General features: G+C 72.8%; 29 protein-coding genes. 17 read left to right on the top strand and 12 right to left on the bottom strand.

What is annotated here, in order from left to right:
* Positions 1-4: 4 nt before the first annotated feature.
* The 3 genes from ACH01S_RS36395 to mce all read right to left on the bottom strand — a co-directional run bounded on the left by ACH01S_RS36395 (position 5) and on the right by mce (position 3,700).
* Positions 5-1,429 (bottom strand): AI-2E family transporter, encoded by a 1,425-nt coding sequence (locus ACH01S_RS36395; protein ID WP_067903110.1) that lies wholly within the window; start codon positions 1,427-1,429, stop codon positions 5-7.
* 163 nt (positions 1,430-1,592) lie between these two features.
* On the bottom strand, positions 1,593-2,915 hold the full coding sequence (locus tag ACH01S_RS36390; RefSeq protein WP_067903107.1) for a DivIVA domain-containing protein: 1,323 nt from the start codon (positions 2,913-2,915) through the stop codon (positions 1,593-1,595).
* A 350-nt stretch (positions 2,916-3,265) separates the two neighbouring features.
* Positions 3,266-3,700 (bottom strand): methylmalonyl-CoA epimerase, encoded by a 435-nt coding sequence (mce, locus tag ACH01S_RS36385; protein WP_067903105.1) that lies wholly within the window; start codon positions 3,698-3,700, stop codon positions 3,266-3,268.
* Between the two features lie 105 nt (positions 3,701-3,805).
* On the opposite strand from mce, the gene ACH01S_RS36380 reads away from it, so the two are divergent.
* Entirely contained in the window at positions 3,806-4,996 is a 1,191-nt protein-coding gene (locus ACH01S_RS36380) for an acetyl-CoA C-acetyltransferase (RefSeq protein ID WP_067903101.1), read from the top strand.
* 7 nt (positions 4,997-5,003) lie between these two features.
* Here the strand turns inward: ACH01S_RS36380 and ACH01S_RS36375 are convergent, their stop codons facing one another.
* Genes ACH01S_RS36375 through ACH01S_RS36365 form a run of 3 tightly spaced genes read right to left on the bottom strand, consistent with a single transcriptional unit; the run spans position 5,004 to position 7,967 of the window.
* Positions 5,004-5,741: a DUF4230 domain-containing protein gene (locus ACH01S_RS36375; protein WP_083981549.1), complete on the bottom strand. Its 738-nt coding sequence runs from the start codon at positions 5,739-5,741 to the stop codon at positions 5,004-5,006.
* A gap of 29 nt (positions 5,742-5,770) precedes the next feature.
* Positions 5,771-7,087 (bottom strand): hypothetical protein, encoded by a 1,317-nt coding sequence (locus ACH01S_RS36370; RefSeq protein ID WP_174564938.1) that lies wholly within the window; start codon positions 7,085-7,087, stop codon positions 5,771-5,773.
* Positions 7,080-7,967 (bottom strand): ATP-binding cassette domain-containing protein, encoded by an 888-nt coding sequence (locus tag ACH01S_RS36365; protein ID WP_067903095.1) that lies wholly within the window; start codon positions 7,965-7,967, stop codon positions 7,080-7,082. The genes ACH01S_RS36370 and ACH01S_RS36365 overlap by 8 nt, the downstream gene beginning before the upstream one ends.
* Positions 7,968-8,416: 449 nt before the next feature.
* Between ACH01S_RS36365 and ACH01S_RS36360 the strand changes: the two genes are divergently transcribed.
* Both ACH01S_RS36360 and ACH01S_RS36355 read left to right on the top strand, forming a co-directional pair.
* Positions 8,417-9,373, top strand: coding sequence for a tetratricopeptide repeat protein (locus tag ACH01S_RS36360; RefSeq protein ID WP_067903092.1), 957 nt, complete (start codon positions 8,417-8,419; stop codon positions 9,371-9,373).
* A gap of 171 nt (positions 9,374-9,544) precedes the next feature.
* Positions 9,545-10,948 carry an NAD-dependent malic enzyme gene (locus tag ACH01S_RS36355; protein ID WP_067903089.1) on the top strand — a complete coding sequence of 468 codons (1,404 nt, stop codon included), beginning with the start codon at positions 9,545-9,547 and terminating at the stop codon, positions 10,946-10,948.
* Positions 10,949-10,975: 27 nt separating this feature from the next.
* On the opposite strand, the gene ACH01S_RS36350 is transcribed toward ACH01S_RS36355, so the two are convergent.
* Positions 10,976-11,392, bottom strand: a complete 417-nt coding sequence (locus tag ACH01S_RS36350; protein ID WP_067903086.1) for a hypothetical protein — start codon at positions 11,390-11,392, stop codon at positions 10,976-10,978.
* Between the two features lie 7 nt (positions 11,393-11,399).
* Between ACH01S_RS36350 and ACH01S_RS36345 the strand changes: the two genes are divergently transcribed.
* The 5 genes from ACH01S_RS36345 (at position 11,400) to ACH01S_RS36325 (ending at position 15,546) form a co-directional block, all read left to right on the top strand.
* The gene (locus ACH01S_RS36345; RefSeq protein ID WP_148343997.1) at positions 11,400-11,615 is read left to right on the top strand and encodes a hypothetical protein; all 216 of its coding nucleotides are present in this window, start codon (positions 11,400-11,402) and stop codon (positions 11,613-11,615) included.
* Between the two features lie 141 nt (positions 11,616-11,756).
* Positions 11,757-12,332 (top strand): YqgE/AlgH family protein, encoded by a 576-nt coding sequence (locus tag ACH01S_RS36340; RefSeq protein WP_067903081.1) that lies wholly within the window; start codon positions 11,757-11,759, stop codon positions 12,330-12,332.
* Between the two features lie 10 nt (positions 12,333-12,342).
* Complete coding sequence (locus ACH01S_RS36335; protein WP_174564937.1) at positions 12,343-12,603, top strand: DUF3039 domain-containing protein; 261 nt, start codon at positions 12,343-12,345, stop codon at positions 12,601-12,603.
* A 165-nt stretch (positions 12,604-12,768) separates the two neighbouring features.
* Positions 12,769-13,755: a zinc metalloprotease gene (locus tag ACH01S_RS36330; protein ID WP_067903075.1), complete on the top strand. Its 987-nt coding sequence runs from the start codon at positions 12,769-12,771 to the stop codon at positions 13,753-13,755.
* 36 nt (positions 13,756-13,791) lie between these two features.
* The gene (locus tag ACH01S_RS36325; protein WP_067903072.1) at positions 13,792-15,546 is read left to right on the top strand and encodes a DEAD/DEAH box helicase; all 1,755 of its coding nucleotides are present in this window, start codon (positions 13,792-13,794) and stop codon (positions 15,544-15,546) included.
* Between the two features lie 148 nt (positions 15,547-15,694).
* Here the strand turns inward: ACH01S_RS36325 and ACH01S_RS36320 are convergent, their stop codons facing one another.
* From ACH01S_RS36320 to ACH01S_RS36305, 4 genes are all read right to left on the bottom strand, one after another.
* Positions 15,695-16,276, bottom strand: coding sequence for a Uma2 family endonuclease (locus ACH01S_RS36320; protein WP_067903069.1), 582 nt, complete (start codon positions 16,274-16,276; stop codon positions 15,695-15,697).
* Between the two features lie 99 nt (positions 16,277-16,375).
* Positions 16,376-16,903 (bottom strand): gluconokinase, encoded by a 528-nt coding sequence (locus tag ACH01S_RS36315; RefSeq protein WP_067903066.1) that lies wholly within the window; start codon positions 16,901-16,903, stop codon positions 16,376-16,378.
* 5 nt (positions 16,904-16,908) lie between these two features.
* Positions 16,909-17,490, bottom strand: coding sequence for an isochorismatase family protein (locus tag ACH01S_RS36310; RefSeq protein WP_067903246.1), 582 nt, complete (start codon positions 17,488-17,490; stop codon positions 16,909-16,911).
* 80 nt (positions 17,491-17,570) lie between these two features.
* Positions 17,571-18,923, bottom strand: coding sequence for a nicotinate phosphoribosyltransferase (locus ACH01S_RS36305; RefSeq protein WP_067903063.1), 1,353 nt, complete (start codon positions 18,921-18,923; stop codon positions 17,571-17,573).
* Positions 18,924-19,061: 138 nt separating this feature from the next.
* On the opposite strand from ACH01S_RS36305, the gene clpS reads away from it, so the two are divergent.
* From clpS to rdgB, 9 genes are all read left to right on the top strand, one after another.
* The gene (clpS, locus tag ACH01S_RS36300) at positions 19,062-19,358 is read left to right on the top strand and encodes an ATP-dependent Clp protease adapter ClpS (RefSeq protein WP_067903243.1); all 297 of its coding nucleotides are present in this window, start codon (positions 19,062-19,064) and stop codon (positions 19,356-19,358) included.
* Positions 19,359-19,360: 2 nt separating this feature from the next.
* Positions 19,361-19,885, top strand: a complete 525-nt coding sequence (locus tag ACH01S_RS36295) for a DUF2017 domain-containing protein (protein ID WP_067903061.1) — start codon at positions 19,361-19,363, stop codon at positions 19,883-19,885.
* A gap of 26 nt (positions 19,886-19,911) precedes the next feature.
* Positions 19,912-20,340: a M67 family metallopeptidase gene (locus tag ACH01S_RS36290; RefSeq protein ID WP_067903058.1), complete on the top strand. Its 429-nt coding sequence runs from the start codon at positions 19,912-19,914 to the stop codon at positions 20,338-20,340.
* Between the two features lie 305 nt (positions 20,341-20,645).
* Positions 20,646-20,918, top strand: a complete 273-nt coding sequence (locus ACH01S_RS36285; protein ID WP_067903054.1) for a MoaD/ThiS family protein — start codon at positions 20,646-20,648, stop codon at positions 20,916-20,918.
* 20 nt (positions 20,919-20,938) lie between these two features.
* A complete protein-coding gene (locus ACH01S_RS36280) occupies positions 20,939-21,886 on the top strand; it encodes a PLP-dependent cysteine synthase family protein (protein WP_067903051.1) in 948 nt (315 codons plus the stop codon).
* Between the two features lie 77 nt (positions 21,887-21,963).
* Complete coding sequence (locus tag ACH01S_RS36275) at positions 21,964-22,773, top strand: thioesterase family protein (RefSeq protein ID WP_306303276.1); 810 nt, start codon at positions 21,964-21,966, stop codon at positions 22,771-22,773.
* Positions 22,774-23,041: 268 nt separating this feature from the next.
* Positions 23,042-23,791 (top strand): MBL fold metallo-hydrolase, encoded by a 750-nt coding sequence (locus ACH01S_RS36270; RefSeq protein ID WP_067903049.1) that lies wholly within the window; start codon positions 23,042-23,044, stop codon positions 23,789-23,791.
* A gap of 20 nt (positions 23,792-23,811) precedes the next feature.
* Positions 23,812-24,531 carry a ribonuclease PH gene (gene rph, locus ACH01S_RS36265; RefSeq protein ID WP_148343996.1) on the top strand — a complete coding sequence of 240 codons (720 nt, stop codon included), beginning with the start codon at positions 23,812-23,814 and terminating at the stop codon, positions 24,529-24,531.
* Positions 24,528-25,133, top strand: a complete 606-nt coding sequence (gene rdgB / locus ACH01S_RS36260) for an RdgB/HAM1 family non-canonical purine NTP pyrophosphatase (RefSeq protein WP_067903046.1) — start codon at positions 24,528-24,530, stop codon at positions 25,131-25,133. Before rph ends, rdgB begins: the two co-directional genes overlap by 4 nt.
* On the opposite strand, the gene ACH01S_RS36255 is transcribed toward rdgB, so the two are convergent.
* A complete protein-coding gene (locus ACH01S_RS36255; RefSeq protein WP_067903041.1) occupies positions 25,130-26,053 on the bottom strand; it encodes an anti-sigma factor RsbA family regulatory protein in 924 nt (307 codons plus the stop codon). The genes rdgB and ACH01S_RS36255 overlap by 4 nt on opposite strands.
* Positions 26,054-26,259 lie beyond the last annotated feature (206 nt).

The raw sequence follows: 26,259 nt of genomic DNA, 5'->3' as shown, positions 1-26,259 counted from the left end.
GCCGCTACAGCGTCTCCTGGCGCGGGATCACGACCTCGCGGACGAGAAGCGAGATCGCCGCCGCCGTCGGGATCGCCAGCAGCGCGCCGACGACGCCGAGGAGCGCCCCGCCGATCAGCGCCGCGACGATCGTCACCGCGGGCTGCACGTCGACCGTCCGCTTCATCACCCTCGGATAGACGAGGTAGTTCTCCACCTGCTGGTAGACGAGGTAGAAGATCACGCAGACGATGAGCTTGGTGACGTCCCCGGTGAGGAACGCGACCAGGCACACCACCACCGCGCCGATGGTCGCGCCGATCAGCGGGATGAGGTCGGTCACCGCGACGATCAGCGCGAGCGCGAGGGCGTACTTCACCCCGAGGACCGACAGGAATACGAACGAGCACACGCCCGCGATGAACGCGATCGTGAACTGCCCGGCGACGTATCCGCCGATGCGGTCGAGTATCTCGTCGCCCAGCAGGGCCACGCGGGCCCTCCGGGACCGCGGCGCGAGCTTGTAGAAGAACGTCTTGATCTGCGGCAGCGAGCTCATGAAGTAGAGCGTCAGGATCAGGATCGTGATCGTCTGGAAGATCCCGTTGACCGCGACGTTGCCGATGCCGGTGGCGATGTCGGTGAGCTGGTTCTGGAAGCCGTCGCTGTTGACCGTCTTCTCGGCACGCTCCAGCAGCCCGTACCGCTTGTCCCACTCGGCGAGGCGGTCGTTGTGCTGGAGCTGGTTGACGTAGTCGGGGATGTTCTCGCGCAGGTTCGTGACCTGCTCGGACACCGGTTTCACCAGCGACGCCACGAACCCGGCGAAGAACAGGATCACGGCCAGGAACACCGCCGCGACCGCCGCGCCGCGCGGCAGCCCGAACCTGCGCAGCCGCTCCACCGCCGGGTTCAGCCCGACCGCGAGGAACATCGCCACCACGATCATCACGATCACGGACTTGGCGTTCGTCGCGGCCCTGACCAGCATCCACGCGGTGATGACGCCGAGCGCCGCGGTGAACCCGAACACGAACGGGTGCGCCCGGCCGAACGGCTGGCCCGGACGCCCGAACGGGAAGCGGTGGTCGACGCCCGCCTCGCGCCTGCGCTGCTCGACGTCGTGCGCCGGGTCGGGCGCGCCGGGGTCGGGCTCCACCTGCTCCGCGGCGTCCGCCGTCGCGGGCAGCCGGACGGGCGTCCCGGTGGACGGGTCGCGCTCCCCGGCCGCGGGCTCCTCGATCTCCTCGGGCCGCAGCGCCCCGCTCGGCGCGACCGCCTCGCCGCCCTCTTCCCCCGCCGCGGCGGGCTCGCCCGGTTCCGCGGCGGGGGCCGCGTCGTCCTCGTCGTCGGCGGGACGGGAGGGGGCGGGCACCGCGCGTCCGGTGGCCGGGCGTCCCGTGCCGGGGGACGCGTCGGGCCGGTCCTCGTGGGGGGTCTCGTCGGGCACGCCGCTTCTCCTCTTCCGTCCGTCCGCGGTGGCCGCGTCGGCCGCCGGGCCGGGCCCCGATCAGCGCCACCACGGGGGTGAGACGTAGGAAAGCCTAGAGGCGTTTCGGCCTCTAGGCTTTCCCGTCGTTCGTCGACCGCGTCACACGGTCAGCCAGGCTGGCTCACTCCTGCCACCAGTCCTCGTCGTCCTCGTCGGACTTCTTGGCCTGGCCCTGCTTGGCGGCGGCCTTCGCGGCGGGCTGCTGCTTCGGCTGGGCCTGCGGCGCCGGGGCCGGCTTCGGCTCGGCCGCCGGGATGGCGGCCTTCTCCGGCGGCGCGGCCAGCTCGGGGTCGGCGCCCATCGTCGGGGCGACGCCGCCGATGAGCTGGCGGAGCTGGTTGAGGTGGCTGGTGATGCTGTCGCGCTGCCGGGTGAGCTCGTCGACCTGGCGCTGCGCCGCCGTCCGGACGCGGTCGGCCTCGGACTTGGTCTCGGCGAGCAGCTGCTCGGCCTGCGACTTCGCCTCGGCGATCACGTTGTCGGAGTTCTTGCGCGCGTTCGCCATGAGCTGCTTGGCGTGCGAGTCGGCCTCGCGCCGGGTCTGCTCGGCCTGCTGGGTGGCCTTCGCCGCGCGCTGCTCGGCCGACGCCGCGCGCTGCTCGGCCTCGGCGACGAGCTTCTGCGTGGCGGCCTGGGCGGCGGCGTGCCGCTCGGCGTCCTGCCGGTCGGCCTCCTCGCGGCGGGCGGCGAGCTGGATCTCGAACTCGGCCTCGGCCTGGGCGCGCTGGGCCTCGCTCTCCTCCAGGATGCGCTGCGCCTGCGCGCGCATCTCGTCGGCCTGCCGCTTGGCCGTGGTGAGGATCTCGTCGCGCTCGCGCTTGGTGGACGCGCGCAGCTGCGCCACCTCGCGCTCGGTGGTGGTGCGCAGCTTCGCGATCTCGCGCTCGGCGCTGGCGCGCTTCTCGGCGACCTCGTGGTCGGCGGTGGCGCGCAGCTTGGCGACCTCGCGCTCGGTCGTGGAGGTCAGCTCGTCGGCCTCGCGGCGGGCGGAGGTGCGCACCTCCTCGGCCTCGCGCTCGGCCGCGCCCCGCATGTCGTCGCCCTCGCGCTGGGCGTTGGCACGCAGTTCGGCGGCGTCGTTCTCGGCGTTGGCGCGCTGCTCGGCGGCGTCGACCTTGGCCGCGGCCTTGATCTCGTTCGCCTCGGACCGGGCGGCCTGGACGAGCTCGGTGGCCTGCTCCTCGGCCAGCCGCAGCAACTGCTCGATCCGGGCGCCGAGGCCCGAGTAGGTGGGGCGTTCCTGTTCCTGCAACTGACGGTGGGCGTCCGACAGCTCCCGCTGCAGGGCCTGCGTCTGCTCGCGGGTCTGCCGGACCTCGTTGTCGAGCGACTTGATGTGCTCGTCGACCTGGTGCCGGTCGTAGCCGCGAAGCACCACGTCGAACTCGCGCGGGGGCGTGTCTTCAAAGAAGTTGCTGAGCTGGGCGTCGATGTCGGACTGCATGTGGCTCAATCCTGATGTGACGGGGCTACGGGTGGTTCCGGGGACCGGTCGATTCCTGGCATGACGGGCTCCGCGACGGGCTCAGTGCCCCAGACGTGCCCTAGACCTCTTCCGGCGAATGAAGCCTACTCCGGACACTGCCGTGTTGGGGGTTCATCTTGACGCGCTGCGTGGTTTGTCCGGTTTGCAATTTTGCCTTCCGGGCCTCCGGTAGCCCAGGTAGGCGCGGTACAAATCCACCAGATGTGTCTGAACGGTCACAGAGGGGCGGTCGCCGCCCCGCCGTCCGCGATCGGGATATCGAACGCGTCACGATCCGGTCGCGCCCGGGCGGCGGCGGCCCTGGAAGATCATGCGGGGTCCGGACGCTTCTGCACGAGCTCCGTCAGGACGCCGTGGCAGTCCTTCGGATGCAAAAAGTTGATCAAGGATCCCATGGATCCGTTGCGCGGCGCGTCGTACAGGACGCGCACCCCCTTGCCCGCGATCCCGGCCGCCTCGTCGGCGACCGTCCCGTCCGTCCCGAACGCGATGTGGTGGACGCCCTCGCCGTTCTTCTCCATCCACTTCGCGACCGCCGAGTCGTCCCGGATCGGCTCGATGAGCTGGAGGTAGCTCGCCGCCCCGTCGCCGGTCTCGTTGATCTTGAGCATGCACTCCCGGACGCCCTGCTCCTCGTTCACCTCGAAGTGCGCGTCGGTGAAGCCGTAGGTCGCCTTGTAGAACTCGACGGTGGCGTCGAGATCACGACAGGCGATGCCGATGTGGTCGATACGGGTCAGCATGGGCTTTCTCCCTACTCACGCGGCCAGGCGGGGGCGAATCGAACCGGTCGAGGTCCCCGTGGGTATCGTGGCAAACGTCGCCGAGCACCATTCTGGAGGCCCCTCATGACCGCCACGTCCGTGATCGTCGCAGGAGCGCGCACCCCCGTCGGGCGGCTGCTCGGCTCGCTGAAGGACTTCTCCGCGGCCGACCTCGGCGCGCACGCGATCAAGGCCGCGCTGGAGCGCGCCGGGGTGTCCGGCGACCAGGTGCAGTACGTGATCCTCGGCCAGGTGCTGCAGGCGGGCGCGGGGCAGATCCCGTCCCGGCAGGCGGCGGTCAAGGCGGGGATCCCGATGAGCGTCCCGTCGATCACGATCAACAAGGTGTGCCTGTCCGGGCTGGACGCGATCGCGCTCGCCGACCAGCTCATCCGCGCGGGCGAGTTCGACATCGTCGTGGCGGGCGGCATGGAGTCGATGACACAGGCCCCGCACCTGCTGCCGAAGTCGCGCGGCGGCTACAAGTACGGCTCGGTCGAGGTACTCGACCACATGGCCCTCGACGCGCTGACCGACGCGTTCGACGGCGTCTCGATGGGCGAGTCGACCGAGCGGTACAACACCAAGCTCGGCATCACCCGCGAGGAGCAGGACGAGTTCTCCGCCCGCTCCCACCAGCGCGCCGCCGCCGCGATCAAGAACGGCGTGTTCGACGAGGAGATCGCTCCCATCGAGATCCCGCAGCGGCGCGGCGAGCCGATCGTGTTCGCGACGGACGAGGGCGTGCGCGGCGACACCACCCCCGAGGTCCTCGCGAAGCTGCGCCCCTCGTTCAGCAGGGACGGGACGATCACCGCCGGCTCGTCCTCGCAGATCTCCGACGGCGCCGCGGCCGTGGTCGTGATGTCCAAGGCCAAGGCAGAGGAGCTCGGGCTGCCGTGGCTGGCGGAGATCGGCGCGCACGGCAACGTCGCCGGGCCCGACAACTCGCTCCAGTCGCAGCCGTCCAACGCGATCAAGCACGCGCTCGGCAAGGCGGGCCTCGGGGTGGACGACCTCGACCTCATCGAGATCAACGAGGCGTTCGCGTCCGTCGGCGTCCAGTCCATGCGCGACCTCGGCGTCGGCCCGGACAAGGTCAACGTCAACGGCGGCGCCATCGCCATCGGGCACCCGGTCGGGATGTCGGGGGCGCGGATCGTCCTGCACCTGGCCTACGAGCTGAAGCGGCGCGGCGGCGGCGTGGGCGCGGCGGGCCTGTGCGGCGGCGGCGGCCAGGGCGACGCGCTCATCCTCCGGGTGCCGTCCAGCTGACCGGCGCTCACTGGGCGCCGAGGCTGACGGTGACGGTCTCGAACCCCAGCGCCTTGAGCATGTTCTCCAGCATCGTCTTCGTGTTGGCGTCGGCGCGTTCGGTCAGGCCGCTCTGCCCGGCCGCCGTCTGGATCTTCTGCGACGCCAGCACGTAGAGCTGCTGCTGGTTGTTCGGGTTGCTGCTGAAGAAGTCGCCGAAGCGGTCGAGCAGGCCGCGCTCGGTCGCGTAGACGTAGCTGTTCTTCGTGTCCAGGTTGGTGGGTTCGAGCTGGGCGCGGGGGAGGGTGATGGCGGCGGACGTCCGGTCCGAGTTCACCTTCACCGCGCCCGCGCCCAGTTTCGAGAAGTCGACGTAGGCGTCGACGGACCCGTTGCCGACGAACAGGGTGCGCTTGCCGCGCAGCGCGCCCGGCAGGAACCTCGCGTCCTTCTCCAGGTCGACCACCACCTGGAAGTTGCCGCTCGCCGCCTCGTACCGGTGCAGGTCGCGGATCGACTTGAGCAGGACGGGCCCGCTCCGGTCCTTCGTGTCCTCGGCGAACGGGTTCAGCCAGCCGGGCAGGCCGCGCAGGATCTGCTGCCCGGCCAGGACCACCGCGACGGTCGCGACGATGATGAGCAGGGGCCCGGCCACCCCGCGCCGCGGCCGGGGGGCATATGACTTCGGGGGCGCGTCTTTCTTCGCGTCCGAGTTCTTCGTCTCGGCGTTCTTCGTCTCGGCGTTCTTCGCTTCGGAGCGAGCCATGTACGGGACTTTCCCGGCATGCCCGTCCCTTACCTAGCGGACCGGTTAGGTCGATGTGAGGCCGTGTGCCCCGCGTGCTCGGCGAGCACGGGGCGGTGCGGCCGCTCCGTCCGGAAGTCGGCCGGGCCCAGCGCGCACGCCCGGTAGGCGGTGAAGTGCCGCCGCAGCCACGCGCGCCGCCCGGCCTCGCTCCAGGACGCGAACCGCCGCGCGGCGCCCGCGTCGGGGACGGCGGGCGGCTCGTCGTCCAGGAGCCAGGCGTCGACGAGGGCCCGGTACTCGTTCGGCGGGGCGGCGCAGGTCGTCCCGTCCTTGAGGCTGTCGCTGATCTGCCGGACGGCCCGCGCCGCGTACCCGCCGGACAGCTCCTCGTCCAGATGGACGGTCGCCACCCCGCCGTTCACCGCGACCGGCACCCACATCGGCCGCTGCTCCAGCGCCGTGAACGCGCCGGGCGTCCCGTTCAGCCGCGCGGCGACGGGGGTGGCCGCCGCGACGAGCCGGGGCAGCGCCTCCCGCAGCGCGGGGTGGACGCACACGGTCAGCGGCCATTCGCGGCACACCGGCTCGGGCGCCACGGGCGTGACCGTCCCGCCGCCGGTGCGGTGCAGCCCGAGCGTCGCGGTGACCGTCGCCGCCAGCGCCACCGCCAGCGGCAGGACGAGCAGGAACCGCCGCGTCGCCCACGTCACGTAGCCGAGGATCAGCGCCGTGGTCAGGCCCGCCGCCCAGGTGACCTGGTCGGCGAGCACCTCCGGGCGCAGCGCGGTGAACAGCGCGATGCGGTCGAACGCCGCCGGGGGGAGCAGGCTCCACCACGACACGCCGGGGACGCGCGCCGCCGCCCACACCGCCGTCAGGCCGAGGACGAAGCCCGCCGTCGCGCGGTGCGGGACGAGCCGTCCCGCCAGGTACCCGGCGACGACGTGCAGGACGAGCGCCCCCGCACCGGCGGCGACACCCATCGGGTGCGCGTGGCCCGCCTCGTCGCGCGCGAACGTGGCGGCGACGACCACCGCCGTCACCGCGCCGTAGGAGACCAGCGCCGCCGCCGCGAGGAGCAGCAGGTCGAACAGCACCCCGGTCGCGGGCGAGCGCGCGGTGAGGTCGCGCAGGTAGTCGAGCGGGCGTTCGCGCACCGCCGTCCACGCGGCCAGCGCCGCCGCGACCGGGCCCAGCAGGCGGACGGCGTTGACCAGGGCGACGACGGTGTTGTCCCAGTAGGCGACCGACGGGCACAGCGACAGCCCGGCCGCCGCCGTCCCGACGACGGTGAGGAGCGGCACCGAGACGAGCAGTGCCGTGCGGCGGGCGTCCAGCCGGAGCACCCGTCCGAGGTCAGACACCGGTGGCGCTCCCGGCGGGCGGCCGCCGCGCGAGGCGCGGCAGCGTCAGCCGCGGGAGGGGCACCTCGGCCAGCGGGCGCCGGACGGCGCGCCGCCGCGGCGCCGCCGGGCGGCGGCCGGACGCGAGGATGGCCTGCGGGACGGCGCCCCGCGGGTCGAGCGCGTCCGCGCCGCGCCGGTCGGCGGCCGACCGGCCGCGCCGCGCGGTGGCCGAGTGCGTGGGCTGCTCGGTGAGCCGCCCGCGGGCGAGGGTGAGGAGCCGGTCGCACCAGCCGGTGAGCGTCTCGGTGGCGTCGGCGGTGACGACCACCGTGGGGGCGAGGGAGCGGAGCACCGGGACGAGTTCCGCCATCGCGGCGGTGAGCGCGTGGCCGCCGGGCCCGGCGGCGCCGGTGGGCCACGGCTCGGCGGCGGCGCACAGCTCGCCGAAGGGGTCGTCGAGGAGCACGACGTCCGGCCCGTGGACGCACGCGGCCGCGAGCCCGGCGCGGAGGCGGACGTCGGGCGGCAGCAGCGCCAGTTCGGTGCGGGCTGCCTCGGTGAGGTCGAGCCGCCGCGCCACCGAGCGCGCGGCGGACACGCTGGTCCGCTTGTAGTAGGCCGCGTACTCGACGAACTCGCCGGCCGTCATGTGGTCCGCCCGGGCGAACCGGGCGGGCAGGTAGCCGATGGCGGCGCGCGCGGCGCGCTGCCCGGCGGCGTTCGTGATGTCGTGTCCGAGAATGTGCAGCGCGCCGGCGTTAGGCCGGCGCAAGGTCGCGAACGTGGCCAGCAGAGTGGATTTACCGGCGCCGGGTGGTCCGGCAAGGCCGACCACGCCTTCGGGCACCCCGAAGGTCACCGGGCGCAGGAGCCACCGGCCCCCGCGGCGGACACCCATTCCTCGGGCCACGATCACGGAGTGCTCCGCGATCACAAGATTCCCCCCATAGCTCGTCATGCGGTCGCGGCGGCCGGTGCGCGTCCGGTGCGCGGGCCCGCCGGTGGCCTCGGTCCCCCAACCCTGCCACTCGGCGTCCGCCGTACCGGGCCTCCGCCTTGGGCGGGCCCGGCGTGCCGGTCGCTTTTGCCGTGCCGCGATGCATCGACAGCGTGACTATAACCGGGCTTGGTGATGGCTGTCAGCAATCTTTTTGCCTTTAACGCCGGTCCGCCTGGATTCTTTGCCGACCGCGCCGAATCGGAGAATTAGAAAAAGGCGGACAATTGCCGAACCGTACCTTTGGGCGGGACGTGCCGGACGTCCGACCGGGCCGGTGACCCCGCCACACGCTCAGCTCCCAGCGGACGGGCGCGCAGGCACGGGCGCTCATGGGGCAGGATGGACCCATGCCTTCTCGGGACTTTTCGTTGCACGGGGCCATCGACCTGGGGGCGCGCCAGGCGGCCGCCAGGAAACAGCAGGAGCGCCGGGCCCAGGGCGGCGGCGCGTCCGCGGGCGCGGGCGGGGCGGCCGGCCAGTACGTCGTGGACGTCACCGACGAGACGTTCAACACCGAGGTGGTGGAGCGGTCGCAGTCCGTCCCCGTCCTGGTGGACTTCTGGGCCGAGTGGTGCGGGCCGTGCAAGCAGCTCGGCCCGATCCTGGAGAAGCTCGCCACCGAGGCGGCCGGGAAATGGATCCTGGCCAAGGTCGACATCGACGCCAACCCGCAACTCGGCGCGTACATGCAGCAGATGGGGGTGCGGGGCATCCCGTTCGTCGCGGCGGTCGTCGCCGGGCAGCTGCTGCCCTTCCTGAACGGCGCGGCGCCCGAGCCGCAGGTGCGCCAGGCCATCGACCAGCTCTTCGAGGCGCTGCGCAAGGAGGGCATCCTGCCGGACGCCCCCGCGGGCGCCGAGCAGGCGGCCGACGCGGCGGGCGGCCCCGCCCTCGACCCGCTCTCCCAGCAGGCGGAGGACGCCCTCCAGAGCGGCGACCTCGACGCCGCCAAGACCGCGTTCGAGCAGCTGATCGCCCGCGACCCGCGCGACGTCCAGGCCAAGCAGGGCCTCGCGGCGGTCGAGCTGAGCCTGCGCGCCCGCGGGCTGGACGCCGAGCGCGTCCTGGGCGAGGCCGCGGAGAAGCCCGGCGACGTCCAGGCGCAGATCGGCGCGTCCGACGTGGAGATGGTCTACGGGCGCGTGGAGCAGGCGTTCGAGCGGCTGCTCAACGCCGTGCGGAGCAGCGCGGGCGACGACCGCGACGCCGCGCGCCGGCACCTGCTGTCGCTGTTCGAGGTCCTGCCACCGGACGACCCGCGCGTCGCGAAGGCGCGCCGCTCCCTCCAGGCCGCGCTGTTCTGACGGGCTCGCGGCGCGGCGGGGCGGGCGCGGCACGGGCGCAGGACGAGCCGGGACGACCGCGACACCCGACCGCGCCGCGGAGCGTATGCTCGGTTGACGCGGCGGGAGCGGGCTGACCGGGGCGTGCTGAGCCGCGAACGGGGTGTCACCCCTACTAGAGGGAGCAGTTTCGTGGCGAGCGTGCCTAGCGTGTCGTACTCGATCACCGTCCGGCTGGAGGTTCCGGCGGGCGGCCGTGCCGTCAGCCAGATCACCCACGTCGTGGAGAACGCGGGCGGCATCGTGACCGCGCTCGACGTCAACACCGCCGGGCACGAGACGCTGCGCATCGACGTCACGATCGCGACCCGCGACACCCAGCACGCCGAGTCGATCGCGGCGGCGCTGGAGGGCATCGAGGCCGTCAAGATCCACAAGGTCAGCGACCGGACGTTCCTGATGCACCTCGGCGGCAAGATCGAGATGCAGTCGAAGGTGCCGCTGCGCAACCGCGACGAGCTGTCGATGGCCTACACGCCGGGCGTCGCGCGGGTGTCGCTCGCCATCGCCCGCAACCCCGAGGACGTCCGGCGGCTGACGATAAAGCGCAACAGCGTCGCCGTCGTCACCGACGGGTCGGCCGTGCTCGGCCTCGGCAACATCGGCCCGGAGGCCGCGCTGCCGGTGATGGAGGGCAAGGCCGCGCTGTTCAAGCGGTTCGCCGGGATCGACGCCTGGCCGATCTGCCTCGACACCCAGGACACCGACGAGATCGTCCGGACGGTGCAGATCCTCGCGCCCGCGTTCGGCGGCATCAACCTGGAGGACATCTCCGCCCCGCGCTGCTTCGAGGTCGAGGCGCGGCTGCGCGAGCTGCTCGACATCCCGGTGTTCCACGACGACCAGCACGGCACGGCGATCTGCGTGCTGGCCGCGCTGACCAACGCGCTGCGCGTGGTCGGCAAGGACATCGGCGCCGTCCGGATCACGATGGCGGGCGCGGGCGCGGCGGGCAGCGCGATACTGAAGCTGCTGATCCACGCGGGCGCCCGCGACCTGGTCGTGTGCGACTACCGGGGCGCCGTCCACAAGGGCCGCGACGACCTCGACGACTCGCTCCGCTGGATCGCCGAGCACACCAACGCGTCCGGCTACGCGGGCGACCTGCGCGGCGCGGTGAAGGACGCGGACGTGTTCGTCGGCGTGTCCGCGCCCGGCATCCTGAACGGCGACGACATCGCGACGATGAACGACGACGCGATCGTGTTCGCGCTCGCCAACCCCGAGCCCGAGGTGTCCCCGGACGAGGCCCGCGAGCACGCCGCCGTCGTCGCGACCGGCCGCAGCGACTACCCCAACCAGATCAACAACGTGCTGGCGTTCCCGGGCGTCTTCCGCGGGCTGCTGGACGCGCAGGCCGACGGCGTCACCCTGGAGATGCTCGCCGCGGCGGCCACCGCGCTCGCCGAGGTCGTCACGCCGGACGAGCTCGGGCCGAACTACATCGTCCCGAGCGTCTTCCACCCGGACGTGGCCACGCGGGTCGCGGGCGCGGTGCGCGAGGCGGCGGGCGGCCGTCCCCGCACCGAGGCCTAACCCGCGCGGCGCCCGGGGCCGGGCCGGTCAGTTCTTCTTGGCGAACATCTGGTCGCGGCGGCGCGGCCAGATCCCGCCGTACCAGAAGATGATCGCGCCGGTGAGGATGATGCCGACGCCGGTCGCGGCCCGCGCCCAGAGCATGGTGTCCGGGCCGGTGTGCGGCAGGCTGGTCGGCGGCGGGGTCTTGGACGGCGCGGGCGCCGCCCCCGCCTTCTTGCAGTTCGCCTTGAGCGTCCGGGTCTCGATGCGCTTGTTCGCCCAGTTGACCGTGACGCGGGTGGCGCGGTCCTCGCGGAGCTTGACGGCGATCGTCCGGGTGGCCTTCGGGCGGATCTCGCCGGGGATCGCGGCGGTGTCGTCGTTCTTCTCGATCCCGAAGTCCTCGTTCTGGGTGCCGGTGTTCCGGACGGTGACGTTGACCGTCCGCGCCGGGCAGGACACTGTCCCGATGGAGGCCGACACCGGACGCGCCGGATCGCCGGTCGGCGTCCCGGACGGCCTGGTCGCCGTCGAGGTCGGCGAGGTGGTGGCGGACGCGGCCGGCTCCGAGTCCGGAGACACGGCTCTGACCAGGGCCGGAATCGCGATCAGGGCTCCGATCACGAAGAACACGGCGGCGATGACGACCCTGGGCAACTGCATCGCTGTCCTCCCCGGCCCGTAGTTCACACGGGTGGCAGATGATCCTAGATCATTCTTAACCTAGGTTCTTGTGGTGCCGATATCCCCATCGATAGGAATGCGTAACAGGCTAACGAGCGGGGGGACGTGCCGCCGGAGGTCCGCGCAACGCATGATGGAACCCATGGAAGACGGCATCAGGGTAGGGCTGCTGCTGGTGGCGACCCCCCAACTGGAGGACCCGAACTTCAGGCGCAGCGTCGTCCTGCTGGTCGAGCACGACATCGACGGCGGCACGCTCGGGGTCGTCCTCAACCGGCCGACCGAGATACCGGTCGACCGCGTCCTGCCGCCGTGGGCGGAGCTCGTCACCGGGCCCGCGGTGGTCTTCCAGGGCGGCCCGGTCGCGCTGGAGAACGCCCTCGCCCTGGCCCGTCTCCCGGGCGAGGACGAGCCGCTCGGCTGGCGCGCGCTGGACGGCGGCGCCGAGGTCGCGCGGGTCGGCCTCGTCGACCTGGAGGCCCCGCCGGGCCTGCTCGCGGCGGAGCTGCTGCAGCTGCGCGTGTTCGCCGGGTACGCGGGCTGGTCGGCCGGGCAGCTGCGCGCCGAGATCGAGGACGGCTCCTGGTACCTGGTCCCGGCCGAGGCGGGCGACGTCTTCGCGGGCGACCCGAAGCGGCTGTGGCAGCACGTCCTGCGCAGGCAGGGCGGCGACCTGGCGTTCGTCTCCACTTTCCCCGAGGACCCGACGCTGAACTAAGGTGAGCGACGTGAGTACGAAGATCCTGCCCGACGGCGACACCCAGACAGATGTGCGGCCGGACCTCTCGCACGGTGACGGGGACCACGAGCGGTTCGCGCACTACGTGAAGAAGGCGAAGATCACCGAGAGCGCGGTGTCCGGCACGCCGGTGATCGCGCTGTGCGGCAAGGTCTGGGTGCCGAACCGGGACCCGAAGAAGTTCCCCGTCTGCCCGGAGTGCAAGGAGATCTACGAATCCATGCAGCCGGGCCGCGAGGGCGACGAGTGACCTGATCCGGGGCTGATCTGATCGGACCGGCCGCCGCTCGGCGGCCGGCGTTCCGCGCCGGGCGGGGGGCCCGGCGCGCACACTTTCACGGGGGATGAATTGCGGCGGCTCGCCGGGATTTCGTTGTGCGCACTGTTGGTTACGGTGTGTGGTGCTTCAGGTGCGATGGGTGAGAGGACGCGGGTCAGGGCCGTCCCGGCCGCCGCGCGGGGCGACGGGTGCGATCGGGGGAGCGCGGCGGCCCGCCGCGCCCGGCCGGGGGACCGCGCCGATCTTCGCGGCGACGAGTCCGCCGCGCTGCTCGCCGACCTCCGGCGGGCGCTCCTCGGCAGGTTCGGGACGTCGGACGAGCAGCGCCTCGACATGTCGCTGCGCAGGGCGCGGCTGGTCGTGCCGGTGCGGTTCCACGTCGTCCACAGCGGGAGCAGGGGGCGGGTGTCGGGGGCGGTCGTCCGGCGCCAGGTCGCCACGCTGAACGCCGCCTACGGAGGACGGCGGGGCGGCGCCGACACCGGCGTCCGGTTCCGCCTGGCGGGCGCCGACTGGACGAACGCCTCCGACTGGTTCAACGATCCGCAGGAATACGAGTCCCCGATGAAGAAGCGGCTCCGGAGGGGCGGGCGCGGCACCCTCAACGTCTACACCGCCGCCGTCGGAACCGACGTCCTCGGGTTCTCCACGTTCCCGCAGTGGTACCGCAAGCACCCGAGGCTCGACGGCGTCGTCATCGACTACCGCGCGCTGCCGAAGAACGCGGGCGGGCCGTTCGACCGGGGGTACACGGCCGTCCACGAGATCGGGCACTGGCTGGGCCTGCTGCACACGTTCCAGGGCGGCTGCAACCCGCCGGGGGACGGCGTGGCCGACACACCGTACGAGGCCGACCCGGCGGAGGGCTGCCCGACCTACCGCGACACCTGCCCGCAGCGCGGCCGCGACCCGGTGCACAACTTCATGGACTACGGCCACGACACCTGCATGCGCGAGTTCACCGCAGGTCAGGGCCGCCGGATCCGCGCGGCGTGGGCGGTCTACCGGGCCGGGCGGCGCGGCCACCGGCACGCCGATCCGGCCGCGCGGCGGGCGGACCGCGGTGTGGATCTCGGCACACGTGCGCCCGGAGCGGCCCGATCTGTCGGCGGGTCTCGGTAGCCTTCGATGACCGTGAGCACCTTCGCAGCGTCGAGCATGCCTCCCGCCTTCCCCGAGCGGGCCGCCTGGGGGACGGCGTCGTCCCTGCGCGCCTGGCAGCAGCAGGCGCTGGAGGCCTACTTCGGGGCGGACGGGCGGCAGCCCGGCCCGCGTGACTTCCTCACGGTCGCGACGCCCGGCGCCGGGAAGACGACGTTCGCGCTCCGGCTCGCCCGCGAGCTGATGGAGCGCCGCGTCGTCTCGGCGATCACGATCGTGTGCCCGACCGAGCACCTGAAGCGGCAGTGGGCCGAGTCGGCGGCCCGCGTCGGCATCAAGATCAACCCGGAGTACCAGAACGGCGACGGGCCGGTCGGCAAGGACTTCCACGGCATCGCGGTCACCTACGCGACGGTCGCGGCGCGTCCGGCGCTGCACCGCAACCGCACCGAGTCCCGCAAGTCGCTGGTCATCTTCGACGAGGTGCACCACGCGGGCGACGGGCTGTCGTGGGGTGACGCCGTCCGGGAGGCGTTCGAGCCCGCGACGCGGCGGCTCGGGCTGTCGGGCACGCCGTTCCGCACCGACATCAACCCGATCCCGTTCGTCCAGTACGACGAGGGGCCGGACGGCGTCCGCCGCAGCCGCGCCGACTACACCTACGGCTACGGCCCGGCGCTCGCGGACGGCGTCGTCCGGCCGGTGATCTTCCTGGCGTACGCGGGCGAGATGCGCTGGCGCACCCGCGCCGGGGACGAGATCACCGCGACCCTCGGCGAGCCCCTCACCCAGGACCAGACCGCCCAGGCGTGGCGCGCCGCGCTCGACCCGAAGGGCGACTGGATCGGGCAGGTGCTCGCCGCCGCCGACCGCCGCCTCACCGAGCTGCGCCGCGTCATCCCGGACGCGGGCGGCCTCGTCATCGCCACCGACCACGAGACCGCCCGCGCCTACGCCAAGATGCTGCGCGGCGTCACCGGGCAGGCCGCGACGGTCGTGCTGTCGGACGACCCGTCCGCGTCCAAGAAGATCAAGGCGTTCGCCGAGACCGACGACCGGTGGATGGTCGCCGTCCGGATGGTGTCGGAGGGCGTCGACATCCCGCGGCTGTGCGTCGGCGTGTACGCGACGTCCACCAGCACGCCGCTGTTCTTCGCGCAGGCCATCGGGCGCTTCGTCCGCGCCCGCAAGCGCGGCGAGACGGCCTCGGTGTTCCTGCCGTCGGTGCCGACGCTGATGGGGCACGCCGCCGAGATGGAGACCGAGCGCGACCACGTCCTCGACCGGCCCGTCCGCGAGGACGGCCTCGACGACGACCTCCTCGCCGAGGCCAACCGGCAGCAGGACACCCCCGACGCGGTGGGGGAGGAGCTGCCGTTCGAGACGGTCGAGGCGTCCGCGACGTTCGACCGCGTCCTCTACGACGGCGGCGAGTTCGGCATGCACGCCCAGCCCGGCTCGGCCGAGGAGGAGGAGTACCTCGGCATCCCGGGCCTGCTGGAGCCCGAGCAGGTGTCGGCGCTGCTGCGCAAACGGCAGGCCGACCAGCTCGCCAACGAGCGGCGGCGCAAGACCGGCGACCCCCGCGAGGACCGCGCCGACCGCACCGCCGCCGAAGACCTCGCGGCCCTGCGCCGCGAGCTGAACGGCCTGGTCAACGCCTGGAACCACCGCACCGGGCAGCCGCAGGGCGTGATCTACAACGAGCTCCAGCGCACCTGCGGCGGCCCCCCGGTCGCCCAGGCCAGCGCCGCCGACATCCGCAAGCGCATCGCCAAGATCCGCGACTGGGCCGCCAAACGCCGCCACTAGAGGCTCATGTGGTGACCCTCTCAGCGCGGCCTTGACCGCCACCAGGGCGTCGGTCGCGTGGTCGGCCTCACAGATCCAGGAGACCCCTTCCGCTTGCCCGCCGGTCGCTCGTCGTCGGAGCGCCGACGCTGAACGGTTGGTGCGCGGCCTAGAAGAACTCGTCGGTGGGGAGGACGCTTTCGAGTGGCGTGGGAATGGGGAGGTCTTCGCCGAAGGCGACCGAGGCGCTGTGGGTGTATTCGTTGCCTCGCGGCTCGGAGAAGATCGTGGCCTTTCCCTCCAGCCGGTCGATCAACAGGTACAGCGGGATGCCGGCGGCGGCGTACCCCTGGCGCTTGGGCCCCCGGTCGCGTTCTGCCCCCTTGCGGTCTCCCCGCCGGCCGGAAGTGACTTCCACGACCATGACCACGCCGTCAGGCTTGCTGTGCCAGTCGCGCCCAGCGAATGTCCCCTTGGGGGCGGCGATCCCGTCGGGTACGTACTCTCCTTCAGGGCTGATCAGCGTCAGATTGCTGTGCAACCGTAGGTCATGCGTGTCGCGCAGCCAGTCGTAGATCGCCACGACGATGGTCTCGTGCCGCCCGTCGGGGGTCGGCGACACGATGATCTCTCCATCTATGAGTTCGGCCCGGAAGCCGGGCATCACTTCGAGCGCGGCGAACGCCTCGCGCAGGTCTTCACGGACGAACGACGGCTCCTCAGGCATGGCCCCGTCCGGCATCGCCGTCATCGGAGTTCTCCTCGTGGGTTCGACGGTGGTGGCGTCGTATTCCCCAACCTAGCAGCGGCATCGTGGCGTGAGAGGTCGGAGAATTCCCCTCGGCGGAGGCTAAGCGCGCCGGTGCCCGGGGACGAGGTCTAGGGCGGTGAGGATTCGGGTGACCGTTTCTTCTGGGGTGGCGGTCACGGGGAGGATGAGGACGTGCTCGTCTGGGGACGGGCGTTCGAGGGCGGCGAACTGGGTGTCGAGCAGGGCGACGTCGAAGAAGTGGCCCTCGCGGGCGCGCATCCGGGCGGCGATCGTGTCGCGGTCGCCGTCCAGCATGACCATCCGGACGCCGGTGCGCCCGTCCACCAGCAGCTCGCGGTAGCGGCGCTTGAGCGCCGAGCAGCTCACGACGCCGGGACGGCCCGTGGCGAGCCGGTCGTCGATCCACGCGGCGATGGCGCGCAGCCAGGGGAACCGGTCGGCGTCGGTGAGGGGGTGCCCGGAGCGCATCTTCTCGATGGCGGCCTCGGTGTGGAAGACGTCGGCCTCGGCGTAGTCCCAGCCGAGCCGCTCGCCGAGAATCCTGCCGACCGTGGTCTTTCCGCTTCCCGCTACTCCGGCGACGATGATTACTTTGGGGGGCGTCATCGTGGTCAGGTGGCCACTACGGGGGCGCCGGAGAGGGTGACGCCCTCGTCCGCCAGTTCCTCCAGGGCGCGGTCCACGGTGGGCTTGGCCACCCCGGCGGTGAGGTCGAGCAGGACGGTGGTCCGCAGGCCGAGCCGGGCGGCGTCCACGGCGGTCGCGCGGACGCAGTGGTCGGTGGCGATGCCCGCGACGTCGACGGCGTCCACGCCGCGGGCGGCGAGCCAGTCGGCGAGCGGCCGCTCGTCGTCGGAGACGCCCTCGAAGCCGCTGTAGGCGGCGCTCTCCCGGCCCTTGCTGAACACGGCCTCGATGGGCGCCAGGGCGAGGTTCGGGTGGAAGTCGGCGCCCGGCGTCCCGATCACGCAGTGCGGCGGCCAGGTGTCGACGAAGTCGGGCGCGGCGGAGAAGTGGCCGCCGGGGTCGAGGTGGAAGTCGCGGGTCGCGACGATGTGCGCGTAGTCGGACCGGTGCCCGGCGACGTACCCGGAGATCGCGGTGGCGACGTCCGCGCCGCCCGCGACGGCGAGCGAGCCGCCCTCGCAGAAATCGTTCTGGACGTCAACGATGATCAGCGCCTTCTTGCCCATGACCGCTCCCCAGAGGATGAAAAGAGGGCTCACTGGGGACCGTACCCCAGCGGCGCGGATTCCTTCCTGAAGAGCGCGGGTCAGTGGCGCGGGCCGCCGTCGACGAACTCGGTCGGGACGGCGGGCTCGCCCTTGGACAACTGCGTCGCCGTGGGGGGCAGTTCCGCGACGGCGCGGGCGTGGCGCTCCCGGGCGGCGGCGAGCGGCTCGCGCCCGACGACCTCGCCGTCCCGGACGAGCGGCACCTGCAGGACGCGGTCGCGCGGCCCCGCGCCCGGCTCCCCGGTGGAGATCGTCTCGGCGTAGGCGGTGCCGTGCCCGTCCACCCGCCGGACGGCGGTCTTGCGCCCGCCGCGGCTCGGCTTGCCGGTGGACCGCTTCGCGACCGGGCGCATGGGGGCGTCGTCCTCGGGGCCGTCCGCGCGGGCGACGAGCTTGTAGACCAGCGACGCGGTCGGCGCGCCCGAGCCGGTGACCAGGGACGTCCCGACCCCGTACCCGTCGACGGGCGCGGCGGCGAGGGCGGCGATGCCGTACTCGTCCAGGTCGCCGGTCACGACGATGCGGGTGTCGCGGGCGCCGAGCGAGTCGAGCTGGTCGCGGACGCGCCGGGCCACCACGCCGAGGTCGCCGCTGTCGATCCGGACCGCCCCGAGCGACGGCCCGGCCAGCTCCACGGCCGTGCGGACGGCCCGCTCCACGTCGTAGGTGTCCACCAGCAGCGTCGTGCTCTCGCCGAGCGAGGCGAGCTGCGCCTCGAACGCGTGCCGCTCGCTGTCGTGCAGGAGGGTGAAGGCGTGCGCGCTCGTCCCCGCGGTCGGGACGCCGTACCGCCGGCCCGCCTCCAGGTTGGACGTGGTCGCGAACCCCGCGATGTGGGCGGCGCGGGCGGCGGCGACGGCGGCGCGCTCGTGCGTGCGCCGCGACCCCATCTCGATGATCGGGCGCCCCTGCGCCGCCCGCACCATCCGGGACGCGGCCGACGCGATCGCGCAGTCGTGGTTGAGGATCGACAGCGCGAGCGTCTCCAGCAGGACGGCCTCGCCGAACGTCCCCTCCACCACCAGGATCGGCGATTCCGGGAAATAGCAGTCGCCCTCGGCATAGCCCCAGACGTTCCCGGTGAAGCGGTACTTCTCCAGCCACCGCGCGGTCGGCTCGTCGACGATGCCGTTCGCGGACAGGTACTCCAGCTCGTCCGGGTCGAACCGGAACGCGTCGAGGGCGTCGAGGAGGCGTCCCGTCCCGGCGACGACGCCGTACCGGCGCCCGGCGGGCAGGCTGCGCGCGAACACCTCGAAGACGGCGCGGCGGCCGGCCGTCCCGCTGCGCAGCGCCGCCTGGAGCATGGTCAGCTCGTACCGGTCGGTCAGCAGGGCGGTGCCGTCACCAAGGTCCACAAGTGGAACCCTAAGGCCCACTGTGGGCACCATGGTCGTGCAGGCCGTCACACCCGGGGGAGCGCGCATAGCATCGGGTGCGGTGGGCGGACCGACCTGACGAGAGAGGGGGCACGCGGAATGAGCGCCATGAGCGCGCGCGCAACGACCGTCGTGGGCACGACGACCGCGATGGGCACGGCGCCGGCGCCCGTCGAACTGGAGCGGCCGGACGTCGAGGAGGACGTGAGCGCCGACCGTCCCTGGCTGGCCATCGTCTGGAACGACCCGATCAACCTGATGTCGTATGTCACGTACGTGTTCCAGGCCGTGTTCGGGTACGCGAAGCCCAAGGCCGAGAAGCTGATGCTCGACGTCCACCACAAGGGCCGGGCCGTCGTCGCGAACGGCACCCGCGAGGAGATGGAGCGCGACGTCGAGATCCTGCACTCCTACGGCCTGTGGGCGACCGTGAGGCGGGACGACTAGCCGTGAGCAACGTGAAGCGGACCAGGCAGGGCGTCAGGGTCCGGCTGGAGGCCGAGGAGGTCGCGCTCCTGCGCGCCCTCATGGAGCAGCTCCTCGCCCTGCTCGGCGACGCCCCCGGCGCGGACGACGAGCTGGCCTCCCTGGGCATCGCGCGGAACGCCACCACGCCGGACGACCCCGTCCTCGCGCGGCTGTTCCCGGACGCCTACCGCGACGACGGCGAGGCCGCCGAGGAGTTCCGCCGCTACACCGAGATGGGGCTGCGGGACGGCAAGCGCGAGGCGGCCGGGGCCGTGCTCGCCTCCCTTGAGGGCAAGGGCGACGTCCTCCTGGACGAGGAGCAGGCCCAGGCGTGGCTGCGGGCGCTGAACGACGTCCGGCTGGCGCTCGGCACCCGGCTCGACATCACCGAGGAGTGGTACGAGGAGGCCGGGCGGATGACCGCGGACGACCCGCGCGCCCCCATGTTCGCCGCCTACGACTGGCTGACGGTGCTCCAGGAGAACCTGGTCCGCGTCCTCTGGTGAGGGGCCCGCCGGGTAGCCTTCGGGGCATGCTGACGATCGAACGTGCCCTCGTCGACAAGATCATCGCGCACGCCCGCGCGGACCACCCGGACGAGGCATGCGGAATCGTGGCGGGCCCCCAGGGCTCGGACCGCCCGACCCGGTTCATCCCGATGACCAACGCCGAGCGCTCGCCCACCTACCACCGGTTCGACGACCAGGAGTGGTACTGGGTCGACCGGGAGATGGACGACAACGACGAGGAGCCGATCGTCCACTACCACTCCCACACCTCGACCGAGGCGTACCCGTCCCGGACGGACATCGACTACCTGCGGTCGTCGCTGGCGGACCCGCGCATCCACCGGGTGCTCGTCTCCACCCGCGCCCCGGACGAGGTGGAGTTCCGCTCCTACCTCCTGGTCGACGGCGAGGTCGTGGAGGAAGAGGTCGAGATCGTCGAGTCGTACGGCTGACGGCGGCGGGGACGGCGGGGCCGCGCCCGGTAAACTGGGCGGCATGTGGACAACCGGGCGGCTGGCGTGCGGCGTGCGGCGCCGCGCCGGTTCCGCGCCCGTGCCACCCGTGCAGAGCTTCCTGTTCGGGCATTCGCGCGCCGAGGTCGTCTACGACTGTCGCTGACGCGCCGCCGGTTCCGCCCGGCTCCCCGGGAGGACGCCCGGAGCGGCCCCCGGAACCAGCCTTGGAATCATCCCGCCGCCCGCCCGGTTGTGTGCAGGGGGCGGGCCAGCCCCGTACGACGTAGAAGGAGATCACCGCGATGGCGATCGAGGTCCGGATCCCGACGATCCTGCGCAACCTGACCGACGGCGCGAAGGCCGTCGAGGGCAAGGGCGGCACGCTCGACGAGCTGTTCGCCGACCTGGACACCCGGCACGCCGGGCTCCGCGACCGGCTCGTGGACGACAAGGGCCTGCGCAAGTTCGTCAACGTCTACCTGAACGACGAGGACGTCCGCTTCCTCGGCGGCCTGGAGACGGCGGTCGCCGACGGCGACAGCGTCACCATCCTGCCCGCCGTGGCCGGCGGCTGAGCCGGTCTGGACGCCCCCGCATGCGCTTCGACTCGCTGCTGGACTCGCTCGGCCGCACGCCGCTCGTCGGCCTCCCCCGGCTGTCGCCGGGGGGCGACGTCCGGATCTGGGCCAAGCTGGAGGACCGCAACCCCACCGGCTCGGTGAAGGACCGCCCCGCCTTCTTCATGATCGAGAAGGCGGAGAAGGAGGGCCTGCTCACCCCCGGCTGCACGATCCTGGAGCCGACGTCCGGCAACACGGGCATCTCCCTCGCCATGGTCGCCAAGCTGCGCGGCTACGAGATGGTGTGCGTGATGCCGGAGAACACCTCCGCCGAGCGCCGCCAGCTGCTGGAGATGTGGGGGGCGCGGATCATCTTCTCCCCGGCGGCGGGCGGGTCCAACGAGGCCGTCCGGGTCGCGAAGGGGCTGGCGGCGGAGAACCCCGAGTGGGTGATGCTCTACCAGTACGGCAACGAGGCCAACGCCCTCGCGCACTACGAGACGACCGGCCCGGAGATCCTCGCCGACCTGCCGACCGTGACGCACTTCGTCGCCGGGCTCGGCACGACGGGCACGCTCATGGGCGTCGGCCGGTTCCTGCGCGAGCGGGTGCCGGACGTGAAGATCGTCGCGGCCGAGCCCCGGTACGGCGACCTCGTCTACGGGCTGCGCAACATCGACGAGGGCTTCATCCCCGAGCTGTACGACGACTCCGTGCTGACCACGCGCTTCTCGGTGACGTCCGGCGACGCGCTGCGCCGCACCCGCGAGCTGCTGGAGCAGGAGGGCATCTTCGCCGGGATCTCCACCGGCGGCGCCCTGCACGCGGCGATCGGCATGGCGAACAAGGCGGTCAAGGCGGGTGAGCGCGCCGACATCGTGTTCGTCGTCGCGGACGGCGGCTGGAAGTACCTGTCCACCGGCGCCTACGGCGGGACGCTCGAAGAGGCCGAGGCCCGGCTCGAGGGCCAGCTCTGGGCCTGACCCGTCCGGCCGCCGGAGCCGCGCGGTAGAGTGCGTTCTCGAACGTGGTTCTAGAACCGTCGCGGGGGTGTGCAGGGATGACCGGGTTCGGCGAGACGGTGACCGGGTTCGGCGAGGCGACGGCCGTCCAGCGGGTGGGGGACGGCCGGTACGAGGCCGACCTCGACGGCGGCTTCGCCATCGGCGAGGCGCTCAACGGCGGCTACCTGATGGCCGTCCTCGCCCGCGCCGCGATGGACGCGTCCCCGCACGCGCACCCCGTCTCGACCGCCGCGAACTTCCACCGCGTCGCGAAGGCGGGCCCCGCGCGGGTGCTCGTCGAGCCGCGCAAGGCGGGCAGGACGGCCGCGTCCGCGCTGGTCACGCTCGTCCAGGACGACCGTCCCGCGGTGGACGCGCTGATCGTCACCGGCACGCTCGACACCGCCGCCGAGCCCGGCTACACGGGTGACCGGCCCACCGGCCTGCCGCCCCTGGACGGCTGCACCGAGTACCTCCCGCCGGACGGCTCGCGCGGCTTCGCCGACCAGGTCGACATGCGGTTCGACCGGACGACGATGGGCTGGCTGGACGGGCGGCCGAGCGGCCGGCCCGAGGTCCGCGCCTGGTTCCGGCTCCGCGACGGGCACGAGCCGGACGCCTGCTCGCTCGCCCTCGCCGTGGACGCCCTGCCGCCCGTCGCGCTGAACCTCGGCGCCCAGGGCTGGGCCCCGACCGTCGAGCTGACCTGGCACATGCGGGCCGTCCCCGCGCCCGGCTGGCTCGCGCTCCACGGCACCGGGCGGCTCCTCGCGGACGGCTGGTTCGACGAGGAGGTCGAGGTCTGGGACTCGGCCGGACGCCTCGTCGCGCAGAGCAGGCAGCTCGCCCGCGTCCCCCGGGCCTGACCGCGCCTCACCCTTGAACCGGAGCGTCCCTCCGCCGGACGGGGCCGCCGCACGTGCGTGACGGTGTGATGTCGAACGCATGACGCGCCCGTGCACGGCCGTGTCGCCTAGCCTTGTGCACCATGCCGCACGCATCCCGATCGCATTACCCGCCGCTGACCGGCGTCGTCTCGTATGTCGCGGGAGAGCGGGTCACACTGGTGTCAAGCGCCGCCCTGAACAAGGCTCTGACCGCCTGATTCCTCGGGGACACTAAGGAGGAGTGAGCGTGCGGGTCACCGTGATCGGCTGTTCCGGCAGTTTTCCGGGGCCGGACAGCCCCGCGTCCAGTTACCTGATCGAGGCCGAAGACTACGCGCTCGTCCTCGACCTCGGCAACGGCGCGCTCGGGTCCCTGCAGCGCTTTCGCTCCCTCTATGAGATCGACGCCGTGTGCATCTCCCACCTGCACGCCGACCACTGCCTCGACCTCTGCGGATACTGGGTGGCCCGCACCTACCGGCCGAACGGCCCGGCGCCCCGCATCCCCGTCCACGGCCCCGAGGACACCGCCCGGCGGATGGCGCAGGCGTACGACCTCGACCCGGAGCCCGGCATGTCCGGGGCCTTCGACTTCCGGACGCTGCGCCGCGGCCCCTACGAGATCGGCCCGTTCCGCGTGACGACCGCGCTGATGCCGCACCCCGTCGAGGCGTACGCGTTCCGCATCGAGTACGGCGGCCGGACGCTCGCCTACTCCGGCGACACCGGCGCGTCCGAGACGCTGATCGAGCTGGCCCGCGACGCCGACCTGTTCCTCTGCGAGGCGTCCTTCCTGGAGGGCCCCGGCCTCCCGCCGGGGCTGCACCTGACCGGCCGCGAGGCGGGCGAGCACGCCGCCCGCGCGGGCGCGGGACGCCTCGTCCTCACGCATCTCGTGCCGTGGAACGATGCCGACGTGTCGCTCAAGGAGGCCAGGGACAGCGGCTACGACGGGCCCATCGACCTCGCCGAGGTGGGGGCCCGGTACACCCTGTGAACCCCGCTAGGGTGTTGCGCATGCCCCGTCCCGATGATCGCGCCAATGACCAGCTCCGTCCCGTCCGGATCCAGCGCGGATGGCTCGACCACGCGGAGGGGTCGGTGCTCGTCGAGTTCGGCGCGACCCGGGTGCTGTGCGCCGCCTCCGTCCAGGAGTCGGTGCCGCGCTGGCGGCGCGACAGCGGGCTCGGCTGGGTCACCGCCGAGTACGCGATGCTGCCCCGCGCCACCAACACCCGCAACGACCGCGAGTCGGTCCGGGGCCGGATCGGCGGCCGCACCCACGAGATCTCCCGGCTGATCGGACGCTCCGTCCGGGCCTGCGTCGACTTCAAGGCGCTGGGGGAGAACACCGTCCAGCTCGACTGCGACGTCCTGCAGGCCGACGGCGGCACCCGCACCGCCGCGATCACCGGCGCCTACGTGGCGCTCGCCGACGCCGTGTCGTGGATGCGCGGCCGCAAGCTGCTCCGCGGCAACCCGCTGGTCACGTCCGTGGCGGCGGTCAGCGTCGGCGTCGTGGACGGCGAGCCCCGCCTCGACCTCTGCTACGAGGAGGACGGCGCCGCCAACACCGACATGAACGTCGTCTGCACCGGCGACGGCCGGTTCGCCGAGGTGCAGGGCACCGCCGAGCGCGCCCCGTTCGACCGCGCCGAGCTGGACGCCCTGCTCGACCTCGCCGCCGCGGGCTGCGCCGAGCTGACCGGCCTCCAGAACGAGGCCCTTGCCCGATGACGCGGATCGTCCTCGCCACCCACAACAAGGGCAAGGTCGCCGAACTGCACCGCATCCTCGGCCCGCTCGACGTCGTCGGCCTCGACGCGTTCCCCGGCGCCCCCGACGTCGCCGAGACCGAGCTGACGTTCGAGGGCAACGCGCTGCTGAAGGCCCGCGCGATCGCCGCGTTCACCGGGCTGCCCGCCGTCGCCGACGACTCCGGCCTCTGCGTGGACGCGCTGAACGGCATGCCGGGCGTCCTGTCCGCCCGCTGGTCCGGCCGGTTCGGCGCGGCCACCGGCGACCGCGACACCGCCAACCTGCGGCTCGTCCTCGACCAGCTCGCCGACGTCGCCGACGACCGGCGCGGCGCGGCGTTCGTGTGCGCGGCCGTGCTGGTCGTGCCGGGCGGCGTGGAGCACTGCGTCGAGGGCCGGCTGCGCGGCACGGTGATCCGCGAGCCGCGCGGCACCGGCGGATTCGGCTACGACCCGGTCTTCGTCCCGGACGGCGGCACGCGCACCACCGCCGAACTCTCCCCCGAGGAGAAGGACGCCATCAGCCACCGCGGCCGGGCGTTCCGCGCCCTGGCCGAGCTGATCCCGCAGGCGCTGGTCTAGCACTTCACGTGCAGGCGGACGAACGTGCCGTCCCAGCCCGCGCGGAGCTCCATCAGGTCGACCAGGAGGCGGACGGTCCACAGCCCGAAGCCGCGCTGGAGGGCGGAGTCGGGCGGGATGAACCCGGTCAGCGGGCTCGGCCCCGGACGCCAGAAGCCGTTGTCGCCGATCTCGGCGATCAGCGTGCCGCCCTCGCGCCACAGCCACAGCCCGATCGGGGGCGTGCCGTGCTGGAGGGCGTTCGCGGCGACCTCGTTGACCGCGGTGACGAGGTTGCGCGCCGGCTGCCCGGCGAGCCCGCAGCGGTGGGCGTGCTCGCCCACGAACGACCGGAGCTTGTGCAGGTCGTCGCCGTCGATCGGGAGGTAGTCGGCGCCGCGCGGCCGGTCGAACCGGACGCGCCGGTCGCACCTCGACCCGAACGTCTCGGGGTCGACGTACTCCTCGCTCGGGGCGCTGTCGCCGTCCGCGAGCAGCAGCGGGTGGGTGCGGCGCGCCTCCGCGACGACCCGGGGCGGCAGCGTCCGGGTGTCGTAGGGGCACAGCGCGCGCGCCCCCGAGCCCTCGAACACGACGTTGATCAGGGACTCGTAGCGGACCCATTCGAGGAGCTGGCGCTCGTCCCAGCCGTCCCAGACCGGTTCGGCCAGGGCGCGGACGGTGCGCGGCTCGCTCTTCTTCACGATGGCCTGGTAGTCGCGCAGGGTGTGGACGGGATGCCGGTAGAACTCGGCCGAGTCGCGGTACAGGACCGGCGTGCCCGCCGTGCCGAGCACGTCGCGCAGCGCGGACAGGTTGGGTTCGCGGGCGACGGCCACCACGACCTCGTCGCGCTCGAGGCCGGACGCCAGGAACGGGACGGTCACGGCGAGGAACTCGTCGACGTCGCGGTACAGGAAGGCCCTGTGCTCCAGGCTCATCGGGCTCCGCCTCTCCGAAGGACGTCCCCCAAGGTTCCCAGAGCGGGCCCCCGAAAACCCTTGTTTCGCCGACGTCACCGGGGTGCCTCCTCTCCGTCCGCGGCGGTCCGTTCGGCGCCGCGGGTGAGGCCGGGGAGGCGGTGCCAGCCGACCATCTCGATGACGTGCTCCACGTTCGGCGTCAGGTGGTCGAGCACCAGCGGCTC

This window comes from Actinomadura chibensis NBRC 106107, assembly GCF_001552135.1.
Classification (GTDB): Bacteria; Actinomycetota; Actinomycetes; order Streptosporangiales; family Streptosporangiaceae; genus Spirillospora; species Spirillospora chibensis.
The sequence above is the reverse complement of the archived record's forward strand: the minus strand, read 5'-3'. Positions and strand labels throughout refer to the sequence as shown.

Coding starts and splice junctions, on each gene's coding strand:
- ACH01S_RS36380 (WP_067903101.1), top strand. CDS start 3,806: ATGACCGCCACGTCCGTGATCGTCGCAGGAGCGCGCACCCCCGTCGGG.
- ACH01S_RS36305 (WP_067903063.1), bottom strand. CDS start 18,923: ATGGTGCCCACAGTGGGCCTTAGGGTTCCACTTGTGGACCTTGGTGAC.
- ACH01S_RS36325 (WP_067903072.1), top strand. CDS start 13,792: ATGCCTCCCGCCTTCCCCGAGCGGGCCGCCTGGGGGACGGCGTCGTCC.
- ACH01S_RS36345 (WP_148343997.1), top strand. CDS start 11,400: ATGGAGGCCGACACCGGACGCGCCGGATCGCCGGTCGGCGTCCCGGAC.
- ACH01S_RS36310 (WP_067903246.1), bottom strand. CDS start 17,490: ATGGGCAAGAAGGCGCTGATCATCGTTGACGTCCAGAACGATTTCTGC.
- ACH01S_RS36340 (WP_067903081.1), top strand. CDS start 11,757: ATGGAAGACGGCATCAGGGTAGGGCTGCTGCTGGTGGCGACCCCCCAA.
- ACH01S_RS36330 (WP_067903075.1), top strand. CDS start 12,769: ATGGGTGAGAGGACGCGGGTCAGGGCCGTCCCGGCCGCCGCGCGGGGC.
- ACH01S_RS36375 (WP_083981549.1), bottom strand. CDS start 5,741: ATGGCTCGCTCCGAAGCGAAGAACGCCGAGACGAAGAACGCCGAGACG.
- rph (WP_148343996.1), top strand. CDS start 23,812: ATGCCCCGTCCCGATGATCGCGCCAATGACCAGCTCCGTCCCGTCCGG.
- ACH01S_RS36390 (WP_067903107.1), bottom strand. CDS start 2,915: ATGCAGTCCGACATCGACGCCCAGCTCAGCAACTTCTTTGAAGACACG.
- ACH01S_RS36285 (WP_067903054.1), top strand. CDS start 20,646: ATGGCGATCGAGGTCCGGATCCCGACGATCCTGCGCAACCTGACCGAC.
- ACH01S_RS36360 (WP_067903092.1), top strand. CDS start 8,417: ATGCCTTCTCGGGACTTTTCGTTGCACGGGGCCATCGACCTGGGGGCG.
- ACH01S_RS36315 (WP_067903066.1), bottom strand. CDS start 16,903: ATGACGCCCCCCAAAGTAATCATCGTCGCCGGAGTAGCGGGAAGCGGA.
- clpS (WP_067903243.1), top strand. CDS start 19,062: ATGGGCACGGCGCCGGCGCCCGTCGAACTGGAGCGGCCGGACGTCGAG.
- rdgB (WP_067903046.1), top strand. CDS start 24,528: ATGACGCGGATCGTCCTCGCCACCCACAACAAGGGCAAGGTCGCCGAA.
- ACH01S_RS36255 (WP_067903041.1), bottom strand. CDS start 26,053: ATGAGCCTGGAGCACAGGGCCTTCCTGTACCGCGACGTCGACGAGTTC.
- mce (WP_067903105.1), bottom strand. CDS start 3,700: ATGCTGACCCGTATCGACCACATCGGCATCGCCTGTCGTGATCTCGAC.
- ACH01S_RS36365 (WP_067903095.1), bottom strand. CDS start 7,967: ATGGGTGTCCGCCGCGGGGGCCGGTGGCTCCTGCGCCCGGTGACCTTC.
- ACH01S_RS36280 (WP_067903051.1), top strand. CDS start 20,939: ATGCGCTTCGACTCGCTGCTGGACTCGCTCGGCCGCACGCCGCTCGTC.
- ACH01S_RS36320 (WP_067903069.1), bottom strand. CDS start 16,276: ATGACGGCGATGCCGGACGGGGCCATGCCTGAGGAGCCGTCGTTCGTC.
- ACH01S_RS36290 (WP_067903058.1), top strand. CDS start 19,912: ATGCTGACGATCGAACGTGCCCTCGTCGACAAGATCATCGCGCACGCC.
- ACH01S_RS36275 (WP_306303276.1), top strand. CDS start 21,964: ATGACCGGGTTCGGCGAGACGGTGACCGGGTTCGGCGAGGCGACGGCC.